Here is a 24,817-nt window from a genome sequence, read left to right as displayed (position 1 = left end):
AAACGACAATCAGAAAATACATGACAACAAACAACACGCAACAACGCATCTTAGAAACCTCTGCCGAACTTTTCGCTGCTAAAGGCTATGATGCGTTGACCATGCGTGATATTGCTTCGGCATGCAATATCAAAGCACCTTCGCTATACAATCACTTCAAAGACAAGAGCGAACTTTATCGAGCGTCGTTAAAGTATGTTTTCTGCAAAGAAGACAATGTACTGATTGCTTGTTTGTCTTCCAACCTTCCTGCCGATGAAAAGCTGGATGAATTCATTATGCTCGCCTGTAAGCAAATGGTGAGTAACGAGACGTTTCGCCAGTTATTTATCCGTGAGCTTTTGGAGCAGGATGAAGCACATCTAAAATTTCTAGCGGAAGATGTTATGTCCGACACTTGCCATGCCCTGCATGCCGTGTTTACCGAGATTGATCCCAACTGTGATCCACACTTTTTGACCACCAGTTTGATGGGGTTACTCTTCTTTCACTTTCAAGCCAACCCGGTGCGCATCTACTTGCCGGGCGGCAGTAAAGAAGCCCAATCAACCGAGTATTTGACTAAAAACATTCAGCAATTGATGCGTCATAGCTTGAATGCAAATAACTAACCGCTTTTAAATCCCAAAGGAAAGCCCATGTTTGTGGTGATATTGACCTATAAAAGACCGATTGAAGACGTTGAGCAGTATCTTGACGAACACATCACTTTTTTGGATGCACAATATGATGCCGGCGTATTCATTGCCTCCGGTAGACGCGTGCCGAGAACCGGTGGTGTCATTCTTGCCTCCGGCGTTAATAAAGAAGCACTCATGGCTATACTCGCTCTTGACCCTTTCTTTCGTGAAGGGATTGCCGACTACGAAGTACATGAATTCATTCCTTCCAAAATGCAATCTGGCTTCGAGCCTTTCGTAAAATAATCAATCCAAATTTTCATCCGTTCAATCTTTTGAAAGCATTTTGTCATTCAGACGCGTTATGATAAACGCCAAAAACAACACTGGATGAAATGATATGAACCCCCATCAGAATGAAGTGCTGAGTAAAGTTCCAGAAGTCACCCTTGTTTTCTGGATCATCAAAATATTTGCAACCACTTTGGGTGAAACAGGCGGCGACGCGGTTTCCATGTCTTTAGGACTGGGCTACTTGGAAAGCACCTATATCTTTGCTGGCGTGTTTATTGTTGCCGTTGCTGCACAAATCTATTCAAAAGCATTTCATCCAGTCATCTACTGGATTACCATCATTGCCACCACCACGGTCGGCACCACCATGGCAGACTTTACGGACCGATCTTTAGGTATAGGCTATGCAGGTGGCTCGACTATTTTGTTGTTGCTGCTTTTGAGTTCACTGTTCATCTGGCGTAAAACACTGGGAACGGTTTCCATTAACTCGGTCAGCTCCCCTAAATCCGAAGCTTTTTACTGGCTGACAATTATGTTCTCGCAAACATTGGGGACGGCGTTGGGCGACTGGGTTGCGGATACGCAAGGTTTGGGCTATGAAGCGAGTATCTTTATCTTTGGTGGTGCACTGGCCTTGATTGCTATCGCCTACTTCAAAACCAAAATTTCACACGTGGTGCTCTTCTGGTTAGCGTTTATTTTGACACGCCCACTGGGTGCGGTTGTCGGTGATTTCCTAGACAAACCAGTGGCGAACGGTGGCTTGGAATTGAGCAGATTTTCAGCAACCGCCACCCTCTTGTTGCTGATTATTTTCTTCCTGATCGCCTTCAAACAACGCGCAGCGAAAAGTAGTCACTAACCCCAACCTGGCAGATTTTTCGAGAGATTCAGCTTCTGATATCTCTCGAAAATAGGCTGCCAAGACTTGCTGCGCCTCACCCAAATCCAATTAAATTAATTGCGTATTAATTGCTTAAAATTGTGGTCACAACTGGCTTCATAGTTTCTTCATGATTTATGGCGCAATAAAAAATTTTAGCCTCGAATTTTCCATCTACCCCTCTCATTTAAACTATAGTTTCAAACGTTGAAACATAGCAAAAATACTTAAATCAAGGAGGGTCAGCTTTGTTAGTCAAGGACATTTTTTCAGAAACCATCCAACTGGTAAAAGAACATAAATTAGAAATTCTCAAAAATACTATTCTTCCCATCGCCCTGTTAATGGGGTGTTTTATTTTATTCTTGAGTAAATTTCAGGGAATTATGGCCTTACCAAAAGACCTTATCGGAAAAGCCTTTTTACAAATACTGGGGGACAACCTGCTATACATTCTCCTATTAGTGTTTCTGTATATCCGATTGCTCATTAACAGTTACAGAATGGCAATACTAGGAACATCATCCGTCAGTAAATTTGGACTCTATTTACCCGGCATGAGAGAGTTGAAATTCATGGGTTATGCCCTAGGCTTAACTGTTATCTATATTCTGTTGATTTTGGTTTTCAGCCTATTATCAAGTGTTTCCATGGGCTTCGTTAGTAGTAGTTTGGCTAAACTATTCCCTTTCATTGTTATGATTGCCGGTTTAATCATCGGACTTGTGCTTTCCGTCAGACTCTACTTGGTCTTTCCAGGTATTGCTGCCGACAAACCAACTAGCTTTTCGGATGCTTGGCGTATGAGTAAAGGGTATGTCCTTAAAATCATGGTCATTACCTTTCTCTTCCCTTTTGTCACCAGTTTTGTTGTCAGCCTAGTCATCAAGCTAATTCCACCTCTGAACGACTTCTTAACTTATCATCTGGCGGGGCAATTAATGACGGGGGGTGTTAAGTTATTGTTCTTCGTGTTCATGGCAATTCTGATTGGCATGACATTCAAAACCTTAAAAACAAAAAACGAGATGCAGGAGATTGACGGGTAAAACAATTTTTTATCAGAAGTTTTTACTCATTTAATTTTCAAAAATATCTCTAAAATAAGCTACCGGCGGTTTACCCAGCTTCTTACGAAACATGGCGATAAACGCGCTGGGGCTGTTATAACCCAAGTCAATCGCAACGTTAGTCACCGATTGCCCCTGCCCTAGTCGATCTATTGCTTCAATCAAGCGTAACTGATTGCGCCATTGCCCGAAATTCATGCCGGTTTCCTTGTTGAATAGTCTTGCCAACGTTCGACTGCTTGCTCCAACATAGGATGCCCACTCTTCCAGAGTTCGGCTGTCATCAGGATTTTGGAGCAGTTCACCGATCACTTTGTTTAGTTTCAGATCTTTTCCCATCGGTAGGTGCAAGATTGTTGGCTGTGCTTCTTTGAGCGTGTCCAGAATCACCTGCATGATGCGGTATTCACTGGAGTCCGGTTGATAGTCATTTCCGATTGAAACGGCCTTTAAAATCAACTCTCTCAGCAAAGTAGAAACATTAAAAACACAAACGTTTTTGGGTAAGCCTTCTGTTGCCGTAGGATCAATAAACAGATTACGCACCGACACCTTATTGACTGCCAGAGTCTCATGCATGACACCGGATGGAATCCACACTGCCTGAGAGGGCGGCACCAGCCAAGTGCCTTCAGCGGTCAGCACTCTCACTACGCCATTAATAGCGTAAATCAACTGGGCTCTGGGATGGTTATGAAACCGCGTTTGTCTCGCTTTTTGCATTTCCACAGCGCGAGCCAGCACCGGCCGGTTTTCATCCAGATAATAAGAAGCCGGAGATGGCGGCTCTATTGACGGTGATTCACTTGTCACTTTTTCGATATTCATTGTCAAATTGTAGCAAGACAGACCCCATGGTTTTCAAGAAAATACTCATAACCCATTATTTTGGAGCAAGACCATGTCATCTATCATTCAACACAAACCCGCTTACTTCTCTTTTTCAAGCTTAGTGACTTTGTTTGCTGCCATCTCCGGCATCGTAATCATGTTTTTCCCTATCTTGAATTTACCGTCCGAACAACGGCATGTCGCAGGACTGGGCATTATTATTATCAGCCTTTGGGCGACGGCAAAACTCCCTGAACACTTAACTGCCGTGTTGTTTTTCCTCGTTGCGATGTTGATGAACCTGGGCGCGCCTTCAGTGATTTTCTCAGGCTTTGCCTCTTCGGCCTTCTGGATGATTTTTGGTGGTTTGGTGATTGCATCCGCAGTAAAAAATACCGGGTTAAGTGACCGCATCGTCCACAGTGTGGCAGACAAATTGAACGGTAGCTATGCACGGCTGGTGTTAGGTGTCATTGTAGTGGGCATTTTATTGGGCTTTGTTATGCCGTCTGCAACTGCACGCATTGCCTTGCTGATTCCCATCATTATTGTCATGGCAGAAGGATTCGGCTTTCACAGCGGTTCAAAGGGCAGAACCGGGTTAGTACTGGCCGCTATTTTCGGCACTTTTTTCCCGACCTTTTCGGTGCTTCCGAACAACGTACCCAATATGGTTTTGGTGGGAAGTATCGAAACCCTTTATAAAATCGAACCACTATACGGTGAATACCTCATGCTACATTTTCCAGTATTGGGATTACTGAAAGCCTTGATGATTTGGGGATTGATCTTGTGGCAATTCCCGGACACCCCCAAACCTTATGTATCGCCCCATGAAACCAAACCGCCTTTCACCAATGCACAGTTCAAAATGTCGGTGATTCTGGCGCTTACCGTCGGCCTATGGTTAACAGATTTCATACATCATATTTCTCCGGCATGGATTGCGGTAGGCGCGGCCTTTTTGTTGTTGCTTCCCGGGTTTGGCTTAGTGAGCGGCAAACAGTTTAATGATGACATCAAACTGCCACCTTTTCTGATTGTTGCCGGGATATTGGGGTTAGGAGCTTTGTTGTCTAGCTCAGGATTAAGTGTCGTCATGGCCAAGCAACTGACACAGATATTACCCTTGTCTGCCGGGCACGATTTCATGAACTTTATGTCTCTGGCATTTATGGCAATGATGACATCAATTGCCACCACAACCCCTGGAGTTCCGGCTGTATTAACGCCTCTGGCGCAACAATTGGCACAGGCCGCAGGCTTGCCTTTGAACAGCGTCTTGATGACTCAGGTACTGGGGTTCTCTACACCGATTTTCATCTACCAAGTACCGCCACTGGTAATTGGAATGCAATTGGCAGGTGAAAAGATGATTCACGGCATGAAGCTGGTACTGATTTTGGCTATAGCGACGGTTCTGTTGCTGCTACCACTGGATTACTTCTGGTGGAAATTCCTAGGAATGCTATAAACCCAACACCCCAACCTGGCAGATTTTCTGCCAGATTAGGAGGCGCTCATGCCGCTTTGCATCAGTTGAATTTCATTGACGATTTTCAGCAATGCCAAATCGGTTTCGTGGTTCCAGTCCACCGCACAGGAAACCCTAAAAAAGTGATCGTACTTGTCGGTGGTGGAGAAAATCCGCCCTGGTGCGATGCTGATTTGATGGCGCATCAATCGATTCGCCAACTCGAAGGTATCAATCTTAAAGGGTAATTCTATCCACAATACAAAACCGCCTTTCGGTCGCGTTACTTTCGTACCAGCGGGAAACAACTTGACGATCGCAGCCGTCATTCGCTCTACGGCATAAGCATACTGACTATGGATTTTACTCAGGTAACGATCATATTTGCCGGATTGAAGCATATCGGCGACCGCCAGTTGCGAGACGGATGCCGTTGCCAGATTGGACACATATTTGAAATACTCCAACTTGTCGTAGTAGCGTTTAGACGCTACCCAACCGACACGCAACCCCGGAGACAAGGTTTTGGAAAAAGACGAACAGTAGATCACCCAATCCCCCTTATCAAACGCTTTCAGTGGTTTTGGTCTTGGGCTTTCATGAGAAATTTCTCCGTAAACATCATCTTCAATAATCGGAATTTCCCGCTTTGACAATAATTCAACCAATCGACGTTTTTTATCATCCGGCATGCTTAAACCCAATGGATTACTAAAACTCGGCACCAACACACAGGCTTTGACCGGCCATTGGTCTATCGCCATTTCAAGCGCCTCAATCGACATGCCGGTATCCGGGTCGGTGGGGATTTCTATCGCCTTCATACGTAAAGAGTGAATCACCTGCAATAAGCCGTAAAACGTGGGCGACTCAATAGCGATGACATCTCCCGGCCCCGCACAAGCCCTTAGTGCCAGACGTATCGCTTCCTGACACCCATTGGTAATCACAATTTGTTTGGCAGACACATCACAGGCGTTCCCCACCATCCGCCGTGCTATCTGCTTGCGCAACTCCGGCAAACCCGGTGGAAACAGATAGTCGTTCAATACCGCAACATCCTTCTTAGCGGCTTGTCTGACGGCTTGAGCAATCAACTGGGTTGGTAGATAAGACGCATCCGGCACTGCGGCACCGAACTGCGTCATGTCAGGATTGTTAGTGGCTTTGACCAGATGCAACACCATCTCCTGCCCTGTCACCACAGTCGGCACGGCATCCGGTTCACTTTGTGAAGGGCGGTCAATTTGTTCTTGATAAAGCCGTTTGACATAAAAGCCGGATTTAGGGCGCGCTTCAACATACCCCATGGCTTCAAGTTGGTAGTATGCCGACACCACCGTGGCGATACTCACGCCCTGATTCTCGGCAAACCGCCTAACTGGCATGAGTTTATCGCCGGGCTGATAAAGTCCGTCACGAATCTGTTGGGCAAGCTGAGTCGCTAATTTTTGATAGAGAAAATCCGTGTTCTCATTCGGTTTAGAAAGCTTAGGGTTCATTACACCATCCACATACCAGTACAAAATGTTTAAAAAATACCGGTACAAAATTATAGAAAAACAATCTGTACCGAAAAAATTTTATTTTTTTAAATCTGTATTTAATATAGCACGACCACTAGACTAAATCTCTATGATTTTTAAGGAAAAATGCAATGTCGCATTGGAAAAAAACAGGGTTGTGGTTATTCATCATTTCATTGTTACTATTTCTTTATTGGCAGGCATTTATCGACCCAAGCCCGCCTATCAGTTACGCACTGCGTGAAAACTGGTGGTGGAACATTCATTGATTGACTCAAAATAGGAACGGAAATGGAAGAGTTTTGTTGGTTTAACGGAAACCTTATACCGGTTGGCGAAGCACGCATCTCTGTGTTGGATCATGGTCTGCTTTATGGCGATGGCGTATTTGAAGGCATGCGCGTTTATCAGGCGCGCACTTTTAGACTGCGTGAACATTTGATTCGTTTGCAGCAATCCGCACAGGCATTGAAGCTGACGACTCCTTACCCTCTTGATGTTTTGACACAAGCTTGCGAAGCCTTGATTGCCGCCAATAAAATGGACAGCGGTTATATCCGTCTGGTGGTCACTCGCGGCGAAGGCTTCTTGGGACTTGACCCAAAAAATTGCGACACACCAAATGTTTTCATTCTGTATCGTGGTCTGAAAATGGGAGATGCAGCCATCCAACAGCATGGTGCTAAATTGATTACTGCTTCGGTTCGCCGTACCCCTTTAGATGTGCTTGACCCGAAAATCAAAACGCTGAATTACATCAATAATATTTTGGCTAAAATGGAAGCGAATCAGGCGGGTGCTGACGATGCCTTGATGTTGAATCACAGCGGGCAAGTTGCCGAAGCGAGTGCGGCGAATCTGTTTATCGTCAAGCATGATGTGTTGGCAACGCCACCCTGCGAAGCCGGTGCTTTACAAGGCATCACAAGGGATGCAGTGATGGAATTGGCAATCAGGTTAAATATTGCCGTCGAAGAAAAACCCATGACTCTGTATGATGTTTACAATGCAGACGAAGCCTTTCTGACAGGAAGTGGAGCCGAACTGATTCCCGTATCACAAGTGGATGGTCGCCAGCTTAAACACGCTGTCGGCCCTATGTTTTTGAAATTGAAGCAGGCGTTTTACGAAATGACGCATGCATAAATTTCGCACGCAAACTTAGAGGAAATCACCGATGACTCAGGTTGAAAACTTTCAATGGCAGGCGCACTACAATCAAGCAATGAATCAACAGTTTTATGCTGCCTGTGCCACCCTGTCGGATGAAGAGCGCAAGCGCGATATGAAAGCTTTCTTTGAGTCGATTCACGGCACCTTGAACCATCTACTGCTCACCGATAAGGTTTGGCTAGGCAGAATTGAAAACCAACCTTTTTCGGTGAGCAGTTTGCGTGAGATCCTGTATGAAGATTTTGACGAACTACGTGCCGAACGAGAACGCACGGATGAGCGAATCATGACTTTGATCGGCAAACTCAAGGAGCCGGATTTGAATCGCGTGCTTTCATACCACAGCATCATGACCAACAGCGCCCAGGCGTTTAGCCTTGGGCAAGTTCTCACCCACCTGTTTCTGCACCAAACCCATCACCGAGGACAGGTTTCAACACTGATTGGTCAGTTGGGCTATGACTTCGGTGAAACCGATATTCTCTGGGTTGAATAACTCTCTTACCCCAACCTGGTAGATTTTTATTAACGCTGTCATGATTTATCAAGACTTTAGCCATAAAGTTTCATTGCACCTCAATAATAAATAAGTAAACTCTAATATTAATAAAGTTAATAACTTATAAAATTAACTTATATTCTTATTTTGAATAATTATTTACCTGAGAGGTAATGATGAAAAATACAGTTTATGCAATTACAGCGACCGCAATCTTAGGTTGGTCACAAGCAAGTGTTGCTGGCGATACTTGGGCTTTTGATGGTAGTGAAGAAGAAATTACGCAATTGGCCAAAAAAGTCAATGCCATTGAAGCTTCAAAGAAAATGTACACGGAAGTGTACCAAAACAAAGCACTATGCTGGTCATGGGACGCCTGTGCAGATAAACCTCGCGTCTATGGTCAGGTATACGACACCTACAGTTTTGAATAAAACTTTAAGCTTATCTGTCATACTAACCTTGCCCCGTTTCGGGGCCTTTTTATATAGGGCTCTCCTCCCTTGGCATTACTTTTCTACCGGGCGTTTTTGTAGCTTTCTTTGCAGGGTTCGGCGGTGCATGTTTAGCGCTTGTGCCGTAGCACTGACATTACCGTCATGCTCGACCAACACCTTTTGGATGTGCTCCCACTCCAAACGTTTGACGGACATGGGTTGAAAGTCTTCCGATGCCTCATTATCGGCATCACTTTGCTCTAACACGGTTTCTTCAGAGGCTTCTAACTTTAATGCCTTGATAATGTCCGATACGGATGCCGGCTTACACAAATAATCCATCGCCCCCAAACGCATGGCTTCCACCGCGGAAGCGACACTGGCATAACCGGTCAAAATCAACACCTGACAGTCTGGTTGTAGCTGCAAAAGCTCTTTCATTAAATTGAGTCCGCTATGCCCGTCGATATTCAAATCCAAGACGGCGTATTCGAACGTTTGTTCGCGGATAACCGCCAAGGCATCATCCGGTGTCCGTGCCGATACTGCCGGAACATCGGCGTGCTTCAAAGCTTGCTGTAGCACTCTTAGAAAGGTTTCATCATCATCGACGATTAAAATCGGAGAAGTTACCATTTCACTCACTTCCTTCCTCAAGTTGGTCTTTCAAAAATATCAATTGTTTGGGTAACTGAATCTCTGCTTTCAAACCGGTCTTATTTCCTGTTTTGTTATCGACTTCGTCCACATAATTACTGAACGACAATCTGCCGTGAAAGCGCTCGATAATCATGCGGCTTAAGAACACGCCCATACCCAATCCATGACTGTTCTCCTGTGGTTGTTTGCCCAGCAAAGATAGTTCAGATTCCGCCACGCCGCCGCCATGGTCGAGAATGGAGATAATCAAAGCGTTATCCGTAACTTGCCAAGTAATCAAAATAAAATCCCGACTATATCTTGCCGCGTTGTCCAGCAAATTCAATAACGCCAGCTTGAGACTCGGGTCGGTTTGCAATACAAAATTTTCCATGGGTTTAAGGGCTTCGCCCAACTGAACTTTAAGAACACTTTGTTGTTGAATCAGCGCAAATTCCTGTTTTAGCTCCGACAGGAATATCGGCAAAGCAACCGGGTGTCTCTGCGTCTGTTGTGCGTAATCAGCACGGTTTCTCAGCGTCTCAAGGGCACGGTTACACACCGCCAGCTGCTCGGAAAAGGTCTCGATATAATCTTTGCCTTCCGGCGTGCTAACTTCGTTTTTCATCAGCTCCGTTAGCAGCGCCATAGTATTGAGCGGCGTACTAAGCTGATGCACCGACGACAATGCCAACCCGGCGATAGACATAAAATATTCGTTTTGCAGTGCCAGTTTTTTCTGACGCTCCAAAATAGCCTTTTGTTTTTCCAGCCGTTGTTTCAAAGGCAGAATGAACAGCGCCAAGAACAACACCAAGAGCATGAAGACCAGCACAGAACCATGTAGGTACCAAGCGAAAAATGCCTGTAGGCTCTGTACCTTCATCGACATGATTGGTACGTAATGACTGCTTACAAACAAATAAAAGAAGGCTGAGATCACCGCCAAGCCAATGAAGTATTGCGGCGAGAGTATCAACATTCCCAACGCTAAAGGCAACAAGAGCAAGTTGATTAATGGGTTGATTGAGCCACCTGTTTCATAAAGCAATCCGGCATTCAGAAACATGATCCAAACCAGCAACCCAAACCACGCAAAGTTAAACTGATGCTTTCCGCTAGGCTGCAGTATAGGTAAATAGGTAAAGAAATAACTGAAACCTAAGGTGAACAACATCAGGCCAAACCACAGCCCGACAAGCGGCACGGAAAAGTGAATTTTTAAATACAGAGAAAACCACGACAACGTCACAGACCAGATGAGCGCCAAAAATATCAGCATACTGCTCAAGTAACGCAACTCAGGGGTCATAGCTCTCTTTCGGTGATGCGGCATTCTTCTCTCAAATCCAGTCAGTTAAACGTCTGTTCTTTAGTTTTATCAAATCAGGCTCACTATTTTAAACATTTTCTCGCTCTGCGGTATTTTGTCGCATGCGACATTGTGTCGCAGAGTTAGCGTTTGATTTTTATTTAAGATGTTACCCGGACAAAAAATCCAGTAAAAACAAACTGTTATAAAAACACTTTATAGCACATAAGCTTTAACTTATAAGAATGGAGAAAAACTATGCTCGACACCCTTGGGCTATATCCCACATGGTATGTTCCAACCATCGGAACAGCTTGGGTAATGGGAATCATCGGCACAATTCATGTATTGGCGTCCCATACATCAGTAGGTGCCTCTTGGCTATTTGCCTTAATTGAGACCAAATCCGTCACCGAAAACAAGCCGGAACTCATGGAATACATTAAGAAGTACGGCGTATTTCTATTGGTATTTTCCTACATCATCGGTTCTATTACTGGTCCAGGTATTTGGTATGCCATCACGGTAGCCTCTCCCAGAGGCGTTGGCGGGTTGATCCATAACTTTGTTTGGGTCTGGGCAGCCGAATGGGTTTACTTTACCGTAGAGGTTATTGGGGTTTATGCCTTGGTTTATCTGATCGGCAAAATCGACCCCCGTACTCACCTCAAGTTAACCTGGGTATTTGCACTAGCTTCTTGGGCAACGATGCTACTCATAGTGGGTATTTTATCCTTTATGATGTGGCCTGGAAACAAGTCTTGGTACGACACAGGGTCGACACTTGATGCCTTTTTCAACCTGAACTTTTTTGCACACCTTGGGTTAAGAACTGCCTTTATGTTTGCCATAGCTGGCGCTGTCGGAGGTATTCTTGCAGCCACCATGAAAGACAAAAACGTGCGCATCGAAATCACCCGTTTTTTATCTAAAATGGGCTTAGCAGGCGTGTTTCTAGGCATGATTATGTGGATGTGGTATGTGCAAACACTACCGTCCAATGCAAAAATTATCATGCAGACGCAGCTACCTGGCTACATTGCTCCCACTTTGTTTGCCGTTCTGGGTGCAACACTGGTGTATTTTTCTTGGACAGCCTGGAAACCCATGCAGCTAAAACAAGGCTTTGCCATTGCTATGACTGCCATTATTGCTATTGCAGGGCTTTGGCCGGAAGAACGCTCTCGTGAATCAATAAGAAAGCCTTATGTGGCGGGACAGTATATCTATTCCAACCAAACCATTGCGCGCGATGTTCCTGGTAAACAAATTAAATCCAACTTACCTTTGATTGCTGAAAAAGGGATTTTGGCAACCCATCCATTCGTACCGGAAAGCCTGCGCCATGTAACGGCAGCCAACCGCTTACAAGCCGGAGAATTTATCACTAAAGTTATGTGTGCCAACTGCCACAGTATGGGAGCAACCGGATTAAGACCGATGATTCAAAAACTGCATGGCTCAACGGATGTCGCACAAATCAAAGCCTACTTGAGTGGCGCGCTTTATAACGGCTTAGTACCTTATATGCCACGTATTCCACTACCCGATAAAGAACAAGAACTGGTTGCGGAATACCTTGCCTCTCTTTCACAAAAATCATCGCACCTGCAAACCATTGCGCTTGCTACCAAAGGAGAATAAATATGGAACTAGACAGTCATAGCATTGCAACGACTTTGCAAGTACTCAGAGACCCAGCTGGTATACCGTCTCACCCAATTGTATTTCAGGTTCTCATGATTGCCACTTGGGTTTTTCACATACTATTTGTCAATATCGCGCTGGGAACAGCCGGATTGTCTCTTTATGCATTTGCTAAACGACAGACCCCACACTGGGAACGTCTGTCGATAGGGATGACTAAAGCAGCTAAAGTCAGCGTCAGTATGCTTATTGTGCTGGGCGTTGCTCCCCTGCTGTTTACGCAAGTTATCTATGATCCGCAATGGTATTCTTCCAACATTTTGTCCGGCGCATGGGCTATCGGGTTTATTTTCACACTCATACTAGGCTATTCAAGCTGGTTCACTTTTTATTTCAAAAACCATCAAGGGGCTTCCGGCACTGTTGTCTGGTGGGGAATCATCGGACTGGCATTTTTTCTTCTAGATGGTTTCATCATGCACGCACTTTCCTATCAAGCCTTGTTACCGGATCAATGGATGAGCTGGTATGCGCCGAACGGGAAAGTCGATATGTCAGGCACGCATATCCATGCATGGCAAGCTGGACGCTTTTTATTCTTTATCGCCATGAGTGTAACTGTACTAGGCGCTTTTCTGAAAGCCTATGTTAACTACTACCGCGTTAGAGAGGACTATGAAGCAGACTATCTAACATTTGTTAATCGACTAGGAACCAAAATCATTCTTGTTGGAGTCGTCGCTCAAATTGTCACTTTCACTTGGTGGTTAGCGGATCTACCCGCTAGTTTTCATGCATTCTCTAGCCCCTTGGCATTAGCTATTTTTGCGATTCTTATTTTGCTGTGTGGCGTTTCACTACGCCAGCAAAAAGTGCCTCATGTCACCAGCTACCAGGCATTGGCAGTTACCGTCGTTATGGCAGCTGTGATAGCGACTTTCCGAGAACTACTGCGCATGCAATACATGCTGCCTTATGGATATGACATAGAGACTTATAAAGTGATGGAAGATATTCCAAGTACTGCTTTGTTTTTCCTCACCTTTATCGGTGTTGGCGGTTTGGTTGGCGGCTTTTTTCTTACTGCAATTTATAAAGCAGGTAGAACCCAAGGCGTCTATGAAGCCTCACCAACGGTTAACAAACTTGCCAACTCAGCCATCGGCATCATGATTGTCTGGGTGGGAATATTTTTTATGGTCGGCATTTTTACTTGGGTTAGTAACACTCTTTAAACACAAAATAACAAAGGATTTTTTATGAAAAAATATCTACTCAACTCACTTTATGTTTTGGCTTTTGCAGCATTTTCATTTAATGCACAAGCGGGAGATATACAAGCCGGTAAACTCAAAGCCAAGCTTTGTTTTGCCTGCCATGGTGAGCAAGGTAAAGCCATTTTGCCGCAATACCCTAACCTTGCAGGGCAAAATGATGCATATTTAAAAGCTGCTCTGAAGGCTTATCAAGATGGAAAAAGACAAGACTTGATGATGGTACCTATGGCAAAAGCACTTAGTGCGCAAGACATAGACAATATCAGTGCTTACTATTCAAGTTTGAAATAAGAAGAAACTTAAAAACCGCCAAATGGCGGTTTTTTTTAGTTAAAAAATCAATGCTGTTTAGCCATCAACCTGGAAGGCATTATAAATAACATCCATCGCCACATTACGGGCACCATGCACTAAGCCATCGTAAATATCTTTATCCGTCCAACCGATTGTTTTTAACGCCTCTATATCCTCAGCAGTAATACTTCTGGAATGCTGAGTCGCTTTCAACACAAACAACAACATTCCTTTCTCTTTATCACTGAGCGGAGCAGTTGACGGATCGGCTTTAATACCTTGAATTTGCTCAAGAGTATAACCCGCCTTGTTAATCAATAAGACTTCATTCAAACCGATGCAGTAACTACATTGATTGTCTTGCGAAACAAGCATCCGAATCAATGCCAATAACGGAAAACTCAGTGTTTTGTGTCCCATGAAGTAACTGATATTTCGCCAGTTATCATCAAGCAATTCCGGGCTAACACTGTGAAGCTGAAAGCCCTCTGGAACACTGCCGAAGGTCCAAGTGACCTCATCGTAGATTTCAGCAACTCTACCCGTTGCATTTTCAGGTGTAACCAAACTTAATAAAGACATTTTGCTCTCCTTAGAGGTGAAACATTAAATAAGATACCGACTGACCGGTATGTACTTAATTCCAAAAAAAATAGCGAACACTCGCCATCACTTTTTCGACCTAAATTACTGGTCGTTTTTCAAACCGGAAACATAGTCATGCAACCGATTAAAAACAAAAAAACCGCCCCCTAGCAAATTAGGGTACCTTTAAAAAAGTAAAGATTCACATCAATATTCGATTTTAAAGGTATTGAAGATCGCATCCATTGCTATATTTCTCGCACCATGTGCAGTGGCATCATAAATATCCCTATCAGACCAGCCTAGATCTCGCAGTTGCTGCACATCTTCCCCCGTCACTGATTTGGCATCTTGAGTTGCTTTGAGAACAAACAACAACATCGCCTTATCCTTTTCACTAATCGGTGCATTAGCCGGATCAACTTTAATCGCATCAATTTGCTCATGGGTGAATTGCCCTGTATTGATTAACATGGCAGCATTCAAATCAATGCAATAATCACACGCATTATCTCTAGAGACCAACATACGAATCAACGCCAATAAAGGAGATGACAACGCCGAGTGCTGTAGATAATAAGTATGGTTTTCCCAATTATTTTTCAGTAACTCAGGGCTGATAGCGTGAAGCAAAAACCCATCGGGAACACTGCCGAACATTTGCTGAATTTGGTTGTAAATGTCTACAACTTGTCCTTCTGCATTTTCAACACTTTCTAAATTTAACAAAGACATAACTAACTCCTTGACCTATTAAAAAATACCGACCGACCGGTATGCTATAAGCGATAAAAAAATGGCGAAATCCGCCACCTAGTTTTGACTGATTATTCAGTCAATTCTTTAGACTAAGTACATAGTCATACAATCTGTCCAAACAGCTCGCCAACACTTCTGAAGACTGCATGGTCTTTGATGCGCTAATACAACCCTGCCGGGCTGCAAAGATGAACAGCGCGGTTTCCTTGATATCAATATCCTGCCGGATTTCGCCACGTTTTTGGCTTTGCGCCAGTGCTTCTTGATAAATTGCCTGCCAGCGTTCGACTACTTTAACCAAATGGGTATTAAAGTCACTATCCAAAGGAGACATTTCTTGAATCAGATTATTCAAAGGACAGCCCAAATCTATCTGGTGCTGACTTCTGTTTTTACTCTCGGATAAGACTGACAATATCCCTTCTAGCGGCGACTCGGCATTTTGGATGGTATTAAAAATTCTATCTCTAATACTTTGGTAAATCACCTCATCAATCACCGCCAGCCCAAGATCTTTCTTGGTTGGAAAGTGATGATACAAAGCCCCTTTGGTTAATCCTGTTTCAGACAGAATCGACGAAAGACTCGCAGACTGAAACCCGCATTTATAGATTTCCTGAAATGCGCTATCCAGTAATTTTTTACGGCTGTCATCTGATGTATTTTGTTTCATGTTTTCTATTACATACCGACCGGTATGTTTCTGTCAAGAATTTATTTTCTTCGGCCAGAGAATCATCACCAAAGCCGCCATAATAAACAGGATTCCAAACATCTCAAATTGATTTGGTCGCTCACCCAACTGAACCCATGCGCTCAATACACCAATGGTCGGAATCAACAATGAACCAAACCCCGCAACCTTTGTAGGTAGGTTGTGCAATGCATAGAACCAAAGCAACCAACCCAATGCACCTGCGGGAATCAGGTTGTAGAAAAGCACCCAACCTAAGTGAAGATTCCAATTAAAGTGCCAAGGGTCAAATAACATTGCAGCAATTAAGATAACAATGCCACCATAAAGCATTTGCCATGCAATAACGTTAATCATATCCAGTTTGTAGAGATGACCGTATTTCTTCTGCCAAATAGAACCGCCCGCCCAAGTCAAACCAGACAAAACGGCCAGTAGGCTAGATGCCATTGCCAAGTGACCTTCCCAGGGCGCAATCATCAGGAACAACCCAATAGCCGCCACGCCCAGTGCCATCCACTGTAATCGGGAAAGGTGATCATGTAAGAACAAATGCGCCATTAACGTCAGCCAAAGCGGCATGGTGAAAACCAGAACAGCCGTTTCCCCTGCTGCCCCGCTTTTCAACGCCCACATCATGAATCCGACAAACCCGGCGGTTTGCAACACCCCAAGCGGTAAAGCAAATTTAAGTGGCGGCGGCGCAATGGGTTTACCCATGATGGGTAATAGCAGAATCAAAAATAAGGCAGGAACAATGGTTCGAATGGCGCCAAACCAGAGCGTTGCGATGTCTGACAAACCGCCCTTCATCACCACCCAGTTATACCCCCATAGCAATCCAAGCAAAAACAACGCGAGTAATGGGCGAAAAGCAACACGGGTGGCAGACATACAAACCTCTCAAAATGGTGTGAAAACAAACGGCGTTATCAAGTATCTTTGCTTCAAAGCAAAATCTTTCCGAGGAACCAACCTTCTACAGCCAGAACAAACAGCAAAGTGTTAATGAGATGTGTCCGGGAAATGGACGCTATTGCATTGGTACAGATGGTGTACAGCAGGAAAAGTAATCTCGGAAAAATAGTGTAGCATACATTACACTTACAACAATACTGAGAAAATGAATTTAAATAAAAAATTCATTTTGCTGTCGGTGGAAAAAAGGAAAACAGCGGCATTAAGTGAGAGAGCTTTGCAAAAAGCGACACTTTCAATGGTACAAAGTGTTCTTGATTGCCAGCGGGGCTTCAGCTTGATGGCAATTATTGTGGTTTGGGCTTAAAGATTGCCGTCATCCCTTTAACCGCCGCAACAACGATCGCTCCCAATATCAAACCAATGACTAGGGTAAATAACAGTTCGTAAACGATTGTCACCCAATGACTGTTTACCGCCAATAGCTCATACCAATGGTGCAAAAATGCCAAGTGGTGAACCAAAATACCGCCGCCTACTAAAAACATCGCCACCATGCCGATTACCCCTAAGGCTTTAATCACCTTTGGAGCGGCGACCACCAAACTTCTACCGATGACATGCCATAGTTTTTGAAGGCTACCCTTCGCTTCCGATTGCAGCATGGCAAAGCCAATATCATCCAGCCGGACAATCAATGCCACCACGGCATAAACCCCTAAAGTGACGGCAAAGGCTATTAAAGAAACCACCAGTGCTTGATAGATAAAACCGGCATCCTGCACCGTGCCGAGTACGATGACAATGATTTCAATCGACAAAATAAAATCGGTGCGGATCGCACCACGGATTTTGGCTTTTTCCCATTCCGCAGAGGTCTTTTTGGAGAACTTAGGGAACATGGACTCTTGCGGTTCTTTTTGTTTTTTCTGTTTGCGATGTTGCCAATCGTGCAATAGCTTTTCAAAGCCTTCATAACAAAGGTAGGCGCCGCCTATGATGAGAACGATAGGAATCAACCAAGGCATCAACGCACTGATTAATAAAGCCGAAGGCACGAGGATCACTTTATTGAGCAGTGAGCCTTTTGCCACTGCCCAGATAATCGGCAGCTCCCGCTCTGCCGCCACCCCGGACACCTGTTGCGCATTGACCGCCAAGTCATCGCCAAGTACACCGGCTGTTTTCTTGGCGGCTATTTTCGAGTAAACCGCAACATCATCCAACAAACTGGCGATGTCATCCAATAAAACCAAAAGTCCTGCTGACATTTTTAATCCTCTGCGAATGCTTATGCACAGTGTAACTGATTCCCGACAAAATCTGCCAGGTTGGGGGGGTAAGATAAAAAGATCAAAAGATCAAAAGATAAAAACAGACTGGCAACCATGAGTTTTATTTTTCGCGTCATCTTGTTTCTAATGACGCTTCCACTAGAATAAGCAGATTATTTTCTTGTTTGATGATCCAATCTTATGACACGTGCCCTGTTTATTAAAACCGCCCTCTTCACACTACTGTCCATCACCGCTTTTGCCGCCAATGCGGTGATTTGCCGCTGGGCATTGGATGACAAATGGATCGATCCCGTTAGCTTTACCAGCTTGCGGTTAGGTTCTGGCGCGGTGATGTTGTTTATCGTCATGAGCTGGTTCGCTTGGCGAAAGTCACACCATCTTGCCATGCCAGATGCCATGGCGACCACCGTATCAAAAGGAAGCTGGAAAGCCGCTTTTATGCTATTTGCCTATGCCATCGCTTTCTCATTCAGCTATGTCGCTGTCACCACTGCGACAGGTTCTTTGATATTGGCGGCTATTGTGCAGTTAACGATGCTGGGCTATGCCGTACGCGCGGGTGACAAACTGCATGGCGCCGAGTGGATTGGCGTTGCACTGGCGCTGGCAGGCTTAGCTTATTTAATGTACCCGAAACTGACTACCCCTTCTTGGTGGGGCTTGGTGATGGTGTTTATTTCCGCCTATAGCTGGGCGTTATATAGCTTGAATGGACGCAAATCTAAAAACCCGATGTCCGACACCGCCTATAACTTCTACCGTACCTTGCCGATGATTGCCGTTGCGAGCTTGTTAGCGATGTTGTTTGAAGACCATGTTTACCTGACGCAATATGGTGTGCTGCTAGCGGTTATCTCCGGTGCTGTCACTTCTGGGTTAGGCTATATTCTTTGGTATACCGCCTTACCACACCTGTCGTCCAGCTTGGCATCCGGATCACAACTACTCATGCCGCTGATTGCCGCTTTCGGCGCCACTTGGCTGATTGATGAGCCTTTGACTTTACGTTTCTGGATTGCCTCGCTATTGATGTTGGGCGGTCTGGCGCTGGTATTGATGGGTAGACACCAACACCGCAAAGCGACATTGAAAAACGCTTAAGTCCCCCCTAGGCGTGTTGGAAACGTTGTTGCCACTTGGCTTTTTGCCGTGCCTTGTACCACTCGTGATTCAGCAGCAGTAATATCGGAAATGGAATCAATAACCATAGGTCTTCCAGAGGAACCGTGGCGGTATTGAATACGGTTTGCACTGCCGGTACGTAGAGTATCAACAGAATAAACACGCCTTCCATCATCACCCCAAACCAAATCATCTTATTGGTACGAGTCAGATTCCACATGGAGTCTTCCCAGGAACGCAGCGTGAAGACGTTTGCCATCTGACAAGTAATCGCTCCCAGCAAAGTCATGGTCATGGCTTGGCGGTGAAATTCGTTATCGATATTCAAATCACCATAAGTCCAACCGTTGAGAAACAAAAAGCCCAAGAATGCAAACATCGCCGCCGCGCCTTCAAACATCCCCGACATGAAATAGCCGCGTTTGAAAACCTCCCAGTCCAGAATCTTCTCGTTACGTCCAATAGGGGGACGCTGCATGATATGTTTCTCCGGTCTTTCCGCCCCTAACCCTAAACCGGGCAACTGATCCGTCCCCAAGTCGATCAATAGAATCTGGATTACTGATAACGGCATGGGAATTTTCAGGAAAAACTGCAATACATAAGGCACAATTTCCGGCACATTCGAGCTGAGAATGTAGGTGGTGAGTTTTTTGATATTGAAATAGACCGTACGCCCTTCTTCCACTGCCGACACGATAGATTTGAAATTATCGTCCAATAGAATCATGTCACCCGCCTCTTTGGCGACATCCGTGCCCGAGCCCATAGCAATGCCTATGTCCGCCTGTTTCAATGCAGGAGAATCGTTAACGCCATCTCCCGTCATGGCGACCACTTCACCATTTGCCTGCAACAGTTCGGCAATGCGTAGCTTTTGGGCGGATGCCATACGCGCGAACAACATATGTTTATGGCGTAGTTTCTGCTGCAAAGTTTTATTGGAGAGATGTTCCAATTCAGGTCCGGTAATCACCTCGTCGACATTCAGCCCGATTTGATGTGCTATCGCGCTGGCAGTGACCGGATTGTCGCCGGTAATCATCATAATGCGGATTCTGGCGGAGTAACATTGCTCAATCGCTTCTTTCACCCCTGCTCGCGGTGGATCGATAATCCCTACCAAACCAAGGAAAATGAGGTCTTCTTCTCCATCACCCGACTTCATGGCGATAGCCAATACCCGATAGGATTGCTCTGCCAGCAAGTGGTTTTTCGCCTCAATGCGCTCGATGGTTTCTTGGGTTAGCGGAATCACTGCGCCATCTTGTTCATACTTGCAAAGTGGCAGTACGCTCTCCATCGCCCCTTTTACAAAAAGCTGCTGTTCGCCATTAACCGCCACCAATGTCGACATCATTTTACGCTCTGAGGAAAAGGCGTACTCCTTGAGTTTTTCCATTTCGGGCACTGCCCCCATCTTATTAGCGGCAACCACAAGGGCTAACTCAGTCGGATCTCCGATGGCACTACGCTGCCCGACATTGACGGTAGCGTGAGTATTGAGTGCGGCGGCAGTCAATAATTGTTTGAGGTGTTGTTCACTGTCTTCGGAAACCTTGGTATCGAACGTCATCTCACCCGATTGGAAGTAACCATTTCCAGATACCGAAACTTCGCTACCGTCGGCGAGATAAACGGTTTTCACCGTCATTTCGTTTTGCGTGAGTGTTCCAGTTTTGTCGGTACAAATGACCGTTGCAGAGCCAAGTGTCTCCACTGAGTTGAGGTTTTTAATCAGTGCATGGCGTTTCGCCATCCGTTGCGAGGCTAACGACAAGGATAGGGTAATGGTTGGCAACAGCCCTTCCGGAACGTTAGCGACAATCAAAGACAAGGCAAAAATCGCGGAAATCAGCAGCCCTCGGTCTGAGAACCATCCAAGGAGGAAAAACACCAAACCGGCAGCCAACGCCAATAAGGTCAGGATGGTGGTCATGTGTTTGATTTCTTTTTCTATTGGCGTTTCGGTAATGGCGACTTCAGCCGTCATGCGCGCGATCTTCCCAAACTCAGTGGCATCGCCCGTGGCTGTCACCACTGCCAGACCATTACCATTGCTCACTGCAGAACCGGCAAACACCATATTTTTCGCATCCAGCTCACGTTTGGCATCTCCGGCCGTAATCAAACGCTCAGAGGGAGTTGACTCACCGTTCAACACCGAAAGGTTCAAATAGAGATCATTGGCTTCCAATAAGATGCCGTCTGCGGCAACTTTCTCCCCCTCCTCCAAACGCAGGATATCACCGGGCACCACTTCAACGGCATCTATTACCTTCCAGTCGCCGTCTCTTAACACATTGGCTTCGGACTTAATGAGTTTGAGTAAGGCTTCCATTGCCTTATCGGCTTTGAATTTTTGCCAAAAGGTAAAGGTGGCATTCAGGAATACCGCGGTGAAAATGGCATAGGCAAGAATATTATTACCTTCTCCCGGCTGAAAGTGGTCTGCAACTAACGCCAATACCCCAGCGATCTCCAACAGAATCGGGAAAAACGAGACATACTCTTTCAAATACTCAATACGATAGTCTTTTTTCTTTTTTTGACTGATTTGATTGAGACCAAAAGACTCGAGTCGCTTGGAAACTTCGTGCTTGGTAAGACCGGATTCGGTGGTTTGTAAGGTTCTTAGGATTTGAGCCTTAGGTTGTTGAAAAAGCATTCAGACGACTCCTCAGCTTATATTTGCCAAGGATAGAACAGAATACTGTTGATACTGGAGTCATCCGTCACTTGGTTCAACAGTTTTTGTGAATAGTCCGACGCAGTGTAAGCCGCCAGATCGTAATCGTTCTCCACCAGATAGTTATTGATACGTTCCGGGCTAATCGGTTGCAGCACCTGCACCACATCCACGTCTTGATTCAACATATTGGCGATTTGCATAAAGGGTTGTGATTCGTATTTCAAGCCGGACTTGGTTGAGGCATTTTGTGCCGAATGACTGTTTTGCAGATACAACTTGCCTTTGGCTTCATTCCCCATCACCAAACCTAACCACAGCAAATAAGCGTGCGGGTTGATGCGCTCGCCGGATACCAACAAAACACGTTGATAAGCACGCACCTGAGGTACGTTCTTCACCTTCACGACGGCGATGTCGGTTTCCAAACCGGCTCTGACGATTTTGTCACTGAATGAATGGGAGTTGGACAGTTTGCGAGTGGCACAAAACAATGTATCAATAGAATAGAGTTTGGCATAATGCTGAAGCTGACTAATAACATCTCCTTCCAGCATGACCGCTTCGGTTTTAACACCATTGGCTTCGGCGATTTCTTCCAGTGTGGCAATGGAGGATTCGAGCTTTTCCAACGACTCTTTGCCATTGTCTATAAACAAGAAACTCAAGGGGAGTTTGATTGCCTTGGCATAGGCGATGGCATAGAAACTCGCCGCTTCGGACAATAGAGAACCGTTTACCAAAGACACAATGCGCATAGCCGCCTCCTCTGCAATCTTTCCTCCATCTTAAAGGATAAGATTCCAACAACACAATATTGCTGGGAAGTTTTCTATGACTTTTTGATGAAAATCTGCCAGGTTGGGGTAAAGAGCAGCCGGGATGTGAATGATATGGCTACTCTGTGTTAATGAATGGATTATTCAACAAGATAAGACATCAAGTGAATATAAAGCTTTTCCAGTACTCGGATGTTGTATTCAGTGACCTCGACATCACAATCGGGGTGCGTCAATGCCTGTTTGTTCATGTGCCAGAAACGCTTACAAGTATGAATAGTCGTACATAACTCATAAGGCGTTGGGTTGCCGACTTCCGCCCAATCGCCAGGCATCATGTCTACTTCTTTTTGCTTGAATGACACCACATTACTCAGTGTCTTCTCATTTTGTGCAGAAGACTTCCGACTTGGTGCAGAAGCTTTTTTATAAGCAGGCTTATAACTAGTGTCAGGTTCTCTTGCGTATGGCATAACTATCTCCTTGATTTGACGAGTGAAATCGACAATAGAGATTCAATTCAGGCTTCCCCGAAAAACCAACCGAATCTGTTACTAAAGTATCACAGCATTTAGTGTTCCAATATTTGGATTATCTATCGATTCGATAATCAACTCTCTATCCGATATGCATGACACGCTTGGCTTTTTGAGGTTTCTCACTTACACTTTTCTCTCATCAAACCTTATCTCAAAGGAAGCACTATGGATATTTGGACAAAAGCATTTCTCTACGGTGGCGCAGCAATCGGCGCAGTGATGCTCATGGTGGTCATTATGATGCTCGGCCATGCCGAAAACGGCGTATTGACCGTTCAGAGCCTTGACCAGATGGCAGGCCCGTTGCAATCTTTCTATGCTTTCTTCAAATGGTTTGTCTATGCCTGGTTGATTTCTGCCGTGGTCGTCTTTGTACGTTTTATTCGCGGGCTATTCCGCTAAACTTAGTCCCCTCTCCTTGCTGCGCGAACAACCTCAAAGGCTGGTATAATTCGCGCTCATACTCTCGTTAAGCAAACTATTCAGGACAACAACATGCAAATCCAATGGTATCCAGGTCACATGCACAAAGCACAAAAGGAAGTGCGTGAAATCCTACCGCAAGTGGATTTGATTATCGAAGTGCTTGATGCACGCATTCCTTACAGTAGTGAAAACCCGATGATTGCCGAGTTACGCGGAGACAAACCGACCATCAAGATTTTCAACAAATCCGATTTGGCGGATGACGAAAAGACCGAAGCTTGGCAAGCCTATTTTGAGCAGCACAAAAACATCAAAACTCTGGCGTTGAACGCTCAACAGGCAGATCGTAAAACGCAGATTTTCGACTTGATCAATCGCATGTTCCCGCGAGAGAAAGATTCCATCAAAGTGATTCACGCTTTGATTTTGGGAATTCCGAATGTCGGAAAATCAACCTTGATCAACACACTTGCCAGCCGCCCGATTGCCAAAACGGGTAATGAGCCCGCCGTTACCAAAATGCTGCAACGCATCAAACTCGAAGACAACATCACCCTGTTCGACACCCCGGGGATGCTGTGGGCAAATATAGAAAATCCACACTCCGGCTATCGTTTGGCGATTACCGGCGGTATCAAGGAAACCGCTTTCGAGTTACCGGATGTTGCCAGTTATGCTGCGGAATACCTGCTGAAAATGTACCCGGACAGATTGTTGGAGCGCTATCAACTCAAAGAGTTGCCTTCTTTGGACAACCCTTATGCGGATGTTGAGCTTCTTGAAGAGATCGGGCGCATGCGAGGCTGTTTGGTGGGCGGCGGCAGAGTTGACATGGATAAGGTTTCACGCATTTTGATTACCGAAATCCGTGATGGCTATTTGGGTAAAGTGACTTTCGAATTACCAGATATGATGGAAGCCGAGCTTCAGGAGGTGGAAGTTCGCCGTGCCGAAAAAGAAGCTAAAAAACTGGCACGAGAAGAAGCCAAAAAACAAAAAAAGAACAAACGTAACCGAAATCGCTAATCA

General features: G+C 45.2%; 27 protein-coding genes. 15 read left to right on the top strand and 12 right to left on the bottom strand.

Translation table 11 applies throughout. The features are described from left to right. Nucleotides 1-20: 20 nt before the first annotated feature. The 4 genes from F8R13_RS02260 (at nucleotide 21) to F8R13_RS02245 (ending at nucleotide 2,849) form a co-directional block, all read left to right on the top strand. Complete coding sequence (locus tag F8R13_RS02260) at nucleotides 21-611, top strand: TetR/AcrR family transcriptional regulator (RefSeq protein WP_152831702.1); 591 nt, start codon at nucleotides 21-23, stop codon at nucleotides 609-611. Between the two features lie 27 nt (nucleotides 612-638). Continuing rightward, the gene (locus tag F8R13_RS02255) at nucleotides 639-926 is read left to right on the top strand and encodes a YciI family protein (RefSeq protein WP_152831701.1); all 288 of its coding nucleotides are present in this window, start codon (nucleotides 639-641) and stop codon (nucleotides 924-926) included. A gap of 94 nt (nucleotides 927-1,020) precedes the next feature. After that, nucleotides 1,021-1,779: a hypothetical protein gene (locus F8R13_RS02250; protein WP_152831700.1), complete on the top strand. Its 759-nt coding sequence runs from the start codon at nucleotides 1,021-1,023 to the stop codon at nucleotides 1,777-1,779. Nucleotides 1,780-2,048: 269 nt separating this feature from the next. Then, on the top strand, nucleotides 2,049-2,849 hold the full coding sequence (locus F8R13_RS02245; RefSeq protein ID WP_152831699.1) for a hypothetical protein: 801 nt from the start codon (nucleotides 2,049-2,051) through the stop codon (nucleotides 2,847-2,849). A 30-nt stretch (nucleotides 2,850-2,879) separates the two neighbouring features. Here the strand turns inward: F8R13_RS02245 and F8R13_RS02240 are convergent, their stop codons facing one another. Then, nucleotides 2,880-3,683, bottom strand: coding sequence for a helix-turn-helix domain-containing protein (locus F8R13_RS02240; RefSeq protein ID WP_172967672.1), 804 nt, complete (start codon nucleotides 3,681-3,683; stop codon nucleotides 2,880-2,882). Nucleotides 3,684-3,771: 88 nt separating this feature from the next. Here F8R13_RS02240 and F8R13_RS02235 point away from each other — a divergent pair, with 88 nt between their 5' ends. Further along, nucleotides 3,772-5,175, top strand: coding sequence for an SLC13 family permease (locus tag F8R13_RS02235; protein WP_152831697.1), 1,404 nt, complete (start codon nucleotides 3,772-3,774; stop codon nucleotides 5,173-5,175). Between the two features lie 35 nt (nucleotides 5,176-5,210). Here the strand turns inward: F8R13_RS02235 and F8R13_RS02230 are convergent, their stop codons facing one another. Beyond that, nucleotides 5,211-6,677, bottom strand: coding sequence for a PLP-dependent aminotransferase family protein (locus F8R13_RS02230; RefSeq protein ID WP_152831696.1), 1,467 nt, complete (start codon nucleotides 6,675-6,677; stop codon nucleotides 5,211-5,213). A gap of 155 nt (nucleotides 6,678-6,832) precedes the next feature. Here F8R13_RS02230 and F8R13_RS11435 point away from each other — a divergent pair, with 155 nt between their 5' ends. From F8R13_RS11435 to F8R13_RS02215, 4 genes are all read left to right on the top strand, one after another. Then, nucleotides 6,833-6,970 carry a hypothetical protein gene (locus F8R13_RS11435; RefSeq protein ID WP_172967671.1) on the top strand — a complete coding sequence of 46 codons (138 nt, stop codon included), beginning with the start codon at nucleotides 6,833-6,835 and terminating at the stop codon, nucleotides 6,968-6,970. Between the two features lie 22 nt (nucleotides 6,971-6,992). Further along, on the top strand, nucleotides 6,993-7,847 hold the full coding sequence (gene ilvE, locus F8R13_RS02225) for a branched-chain-amino-acid transaminase (RefSeq protein ID WP_152831695.1): 855 nt from the start codon (nucleotides 6,993-6,995) through the stop codon (nucleotides 7,845-7,847). Between the two features lie 31 nt (nucleotides 7,848-7,878). After that, complete coding sequence (locus tag F8R13_RS02220; protein WP_152831694.1) at nucleotides 7,879-8,370, top strand: DinB family protein; 492 nt, start codon at nucleotides 7,879-7,881, stop codon at nucleotides 8,368-8,370. Between the two features lie 176 nt (nucleotides 8,371-8,546). Next, nucleotides 8,547-8,807 (top strand): hypothetical protein, encoded by a 261-nt coding sequence (locus F8R13_RS02215; protein ID WP_172967670.1) that lies wholly within the window; start codon nucleotides 8,547-8,549, stop codon nucleotides 8,805-8,807. 75 nt (nucleotides 8,808-8,882) lie between these two features. Here the strand turns inward: F8R13_RS02215 and F8R13_RS02210 are convergent, their stop codons facing one another. Together F8R13_RS02210 and F8R13_RS02205 are read right to left on the bottom strand one after the other, a co-directional pair. Continuing rightward, complete coding sequence (locus F8R13_RS02210) at nucleotides 8,883-9,455, bottom strand: response regulator (RefSeq protein WP_216642577.1); 573 nt, start codon at nucleotides 9,453-9,455, stop codon at nucleotides 8,883-8,885. Then, a complete protein-coding gene (locus F8R13_RS02205) occupies nucleotides 9,448-10,761 on the bottom strand; it encodes a sensor histidine kinase KdpD (protein ID WP_172967669.1) in 1,314 nt (437 codons plus the stop codon). The genes F8R13_RS02210 and F8R13_RS02205 overlap by 8 nt, the downstream gene beginning before the upstream one ends. Nucleotides 10,762-11,019: 258 nt before the next feature. On the opposite strand from F8R13_RS02205, the gene F8R13_RS02200 reads away from it, so the two are divergent. The 3 genes from F8R13_RS02200 to F8R13_RS02190 are packed head-to-tail and all read left to right on the top strand — an operon-like array spanning nucleotide 11,020 to nucleotide 13,976. Beyond that, a complete protein-coding gene (locus tag F8R13_RS02200; RefSeq protein ID WP_152831691.1) occupies nucleotides 11,020-12,405 on the top strand; it encodes a cytochrome c in 1,386 nt (461 codons plus the stop codon). A gap of 2 nt (nucleotides 12,406-12,407) precedes the next feature. Further along, nucleotides 12,408-13,643 carry a hypothetical protein gene (locus tag F8R13_RS02195; RefSeq protein WP_152831690.1) on the top strand — a complete coding sequence of 412 codons (1,236 nt, stop codon included), beginning with the start codon at nucleotides 12,408-12,410 and terminating at the stop codon, nucleotides 13,641-13,643. A 24-nt stretch (nucleotides 13,644-13,667) separates the two neighbouring features. After that, complete coding sequence (locus F8R13_RS02190) at nucleotides 13,668-13,976, top strand: cytochrome c (RefSeq protein ID WP_152831689.1); 309 nt, start codon at nucleotides 13,668-13,670, stop codon at nucleotides 13,974-13,976. A gap of 57 nt (nucleotides 13,977-14,033) precedes the next feature. Here the strand turns inward: F8R13_RS02190 and F8R13_RS02185 are convergent, their stop codons facing one another. From F8R13_RS02185 to F8R13_RS02165, 5 genes are all read right to left on the bottom strand, one after another. Continuing rightward, nucleotides 14,034-14,561, bottom strand: coding sequence for a carboxymuconolactone decarboxylase family protein (locus F8R13_RS02185; RefSeq protein WP_152831688.1), 528 nt, complete (start codon nucleotides 14,559-14,561; stop codon nucleotides 14,034-14,036). A gap of 210 nt (nucleotides 14,562-14,771) precedes the next feature. Beyond that, on the bottom strand, nucleotides 14,772-15,299 hold the full coding sequence (locus tag F8R13_RS02180; protein WP_152831687.1) for a carboxymuconolactone decarboxylase family protein: 528 nt from the start codon (nucleotides 15,297-15,299) through the stop codon (nucleotides 14,772-14,774). Nucleotides 15,300-15,399: 100 nt separating this feature from the next. Next, on the bottom strand, nucleotides 15,400-15,996 hold the full coding sequence (locus tag F8R13_RS02175) for a TetR/AcrR family transcriptional regulator (protein WP_152831686.1): 597 nt from the start codon (nucleotides 15,994-15,996) through the stop codon (nucleotides 15,400-15,402). A 33-nt stretch (nucleotides 15,997-16,029) separates the two neighbouring features. Then, the gene (locus F8R13_RS02170) at nucleotides 16,030-16,911 is read right to left on the bottom strand and encodes a DMT family transporter (protein ID WP_152831685.1); all 882 of its coding nucleotides are present in this window, start codon (nucleotides 16,909-16,911) and stop codon (nucleotides 16,030-16,032) included. Between the two features lie 371 nt (nucleotides 16,912-17,282). Then, on the bottom strand, nucleotides 17,283-18,206 hold the full coding sequence (locus F8R13_RS02165) for a DUF808 domain-containing protein (protein ID WP_152831684.1): 924 nt from the start codon (nucleotides 18,204-18,206) through the stop codon (nucleotides 17,283-17,285). Nucleotides 18,207-18,410: 204 nt separating this feature from the next. Between F8R13_RS02165 and F8R13_RS02160 the strand changes: the two genes are divergently transcribed. Then, nucleotides 18,411-19,334: a DMT family transporter gene (locus F8R13_RS02160; protein WP_152831683.1), complete on the top strand. Its 924-nt coding sequence runs from the start codon at nucleotides 18,411-18,413 to the stop codon at nucleotides 19,332-19,334. Between the two features lie 7 nt (nucleotides 19,335-19,341). Here the strand turns inward: F8R13_RS02160 and F8R13_RS02155 are convergent, their stop codons facing one another. From F8R13_RS02155 to F8R13_RS02145, 3 genes are all read right to left on the bottom strand, one after another. Next, entirely contained in the window at nucleotides 19,342-22,023 is a 2,682-nt protein-coding gene (locus tag F8R13_RS02155) for a cation-transporting P-type ATPase (protein WP_152831682.1), read from the bottom strand. Between the two features lie 17 nt (nucleotides 22,024-22,040). Further along, nucleotides 22,041-22,802, bottom strand: coding sequence for a universal stress protein (locus F8R13_RS02150; RefSeq protein ID WP_152831681.1), 762 nt, complete (start codon nucleotides 22,800-22,802; stop codon nucleotides 22,041-22,043). Nucleotides 22,803-22,963: 161 nt separating this feature from the next. Next, on the bottom strand, nucleotides 22,964-23,296 hold the full coding sequence (locus F8R13_RS02145; RefSeq protein WP_152831680.1) for a hypothetical protein: 333 nt from the start codon (nucleotides 23,294-23,296) through the stop codon (nucleotides 22,964-22,966). Between the two features lie 231 nt (nucleotides 23,297-23,527). Here F8R13_RS02145 and F8R13_RS02140 point away from each other — a divergent pair, with 231 nt between their 5' ends. Together F8R13_RS02140 and ylqF are read left to right on the top strand one after the other, a co-directional pair. Continuing rightward, on the top strand, nucleotides 23,528-23,764 hold the full coding sequence (locus F8R13_RS02140) for a hypothetical protein (RefSeq protein ID WP_029908688.1): 237 nt from the start codon (nucleotides 23,528-23,530) through the stop codon (nucleotides 23,762-23,764). Nucleotides 23,765-23,857: 93 nt separating this feature from the next. Beyond that, nucleotides 23,858-24,814, top strand: coding sequence for a ribosome biogenesis GTPase YlqF (gene ylqF / locus F8R13_RS02135; RefSeq protein ID WP_152831679.1), 957 nt, complete (start codon nucleotides 23,858-23,860; stop codon nucleotides 24,812-24,814). The last annotated feature ends 3 nt before the right edge of the window (nucleotides 24,815-24,817 follow it).

Origin of the sequence: Hydrogenovibrio sp. JE_KL2 (genome assembly GCF_009296185.1) — a bacterium.
GTDB lineage: Bacteria > Pseudomonadota > Gammaproteobacteria > Thiomicrospirales > Thiomicrospiraceae > Hydrogenovibrio.
Note: the sequence above shows the minus strand (reverse complement) of the source record. Positions and strands in the feature narration are given on the sequence as shown.

Coding starts and splice junctions, on each gene's coding strand:
- F8R13_RS02250 (WP_152831700.1), top strand. CDS start 1,021: ATGAACCCCCATCAGAATGAAGTGCTGAGTAAAGTTCCAGAAGTCACC.
- F8R13_RS02160 (WP_152831683.1), top strand. CDS start 18,411: ATGACACGTGCCCTGTTTATTAAAACCGCCCTCTTCACACTACTGTCC.
- F8R13_RS02170 (WP_152831685.1), bottom strand. CDS start 16,911: ATGTCTGCCACCCGTGTTGCTTTTCGCCCATTACTCGCGTTGTTTTTG.
- ilvE (WP_152831695.1), top strand. CDS start 6,993: ATGGAAGAGTTTTGTTGGTTTAACGGAAACCTTATACCGGTTGGCGAA.
- F8R13_RS02205 (WP_172967669.1), bottom strand. CDS start 10,761: ATGACCCCTGAGTTGCGTTACTTGAGCAGTATGCTGATATTTTTGGCG.
- F8R13_RS02220 (WP_152831694.1), top strand. CDS start 7,879: ATGACTCAGGTTGAAAACTTTCAATGGCAGGCGCACTACAATCAAGCA.
- ylqF (WP_152831679.1), top strand. CDS start 23,858: ATGCAAATCCAATGGTATCCAGGTCACATGCACAAAGCACAAAAGGAA.
- F8R13_RS02260 (WP_152831702.1), top strand. CDS start 21: ATGACAACAAACAACACGCAACAACGCATCTTAGAAACCTCTGCCGAA.
- F8R13_RS02145 (WP_152831680.1), bottom strand. CDS start 23,296: ATGCCATACGCAAGAGAACCTGACACTAGTTATAAGCCTGCTTATAAA.
- F8R13_RS02255 (WP_152831701.1), top strand. CDS start 639: ATGTTTGTGGTGATATTGACCTATAAAAGACCGATTGAAGACGTTGAG.
- F8R13_RS02200 (WP_152831691.1), top strand. CDS start 11,020: ATGCTCGACACCCTTGGGCTATATCCCACATGGTATGTTCCAACCATC.
- F8R13_RS02215 (WP_172967670.1), top strand. CDS start 8,547: ATGATGAAAAATACAGTTTATGCAATTACAGCGACCGCAATCTTAGGT.
- F8R13_RS02195 (WP_152831690.1), top strand. CDS start 12,408: ATGGAACTAGACAGTCATAGCATTGCAACGACTTTGCAAGTACTCAGA.
- F8R13_RS02185 (WP_152831688.1), bottom strand. CDS start 14,561: ATGTCTTTATTAAGTTTGGTTACACCTGAAAATGCAACGGGTAGAGTT.
- F8R13_RS02235 (WP_152831697.1), top strand. CDS start 3,772: ATGTCATCTATCATTCAACACAAACCCGCTTACTTCTCTTTTTCAAGC.
- F8R13_RS02155 (WP_152831682.1), bottom strand. CDS start 22,023: ATGCTTTTTCAACAACCTAAGGCTCAAATCCTAAGAACCTTACAAACC.
- F8R13_RS02175 (WP_152831686.1), bottom strand. CDS start 15,996: ATGAAACAAAATACATCAGATGACAGCCGTAAAAAATTACTGGATAGC.
- F8R13_RS02180 (WP_152831687.1), bottom strand. CDS start 15,299: ATGTCTTTGTTAAATTTAGAAAGTGTTGAAAATGCAGAAGGACAAGTT.
- F8R13_RS02150 (WP_152831681.1), bottom strand. CDS start 22,802: ATGCGCATTGTGTCTTTGGTAAACGGTTCTCTATTGTCCGAAGCGGCG.
- F8R13_RS02230 (WP_152831696.1), bottom strand. CDS start 6,677: ATGAACCCTAAGCTTTCTAAACCGAATGAGAACACGGATTTTCTCTAT.
- F8R13_RS11435 (WP_172967671.1), top strand. CDS start 6,833: ATGTCGCATTGGAAAAAAACAGGGTTGTGGTTATTCATCATTTCATTG.
- F8R13_RS02190 (WP_152831689.1), top strand. CDS start 13,668: ATGAAAAAATATCTACTCAACTCACTTTATGTTTTGGCTTTTGCAGCA.
- F8R13_RS02140 (WP_029908688.1), top strand. CDS start 23,528: ATGGATATTTGGACAAAAGCATTTCTCTACGGTGGCGCAGCAATCGGC.
- F8R13_RS02165 (WP_152831684.1), bottom strand. CDS start 18,206: ATGTCAGCAGGACTTTTGGTTTTATTGGATGACATCGCCAGTTTGTTG.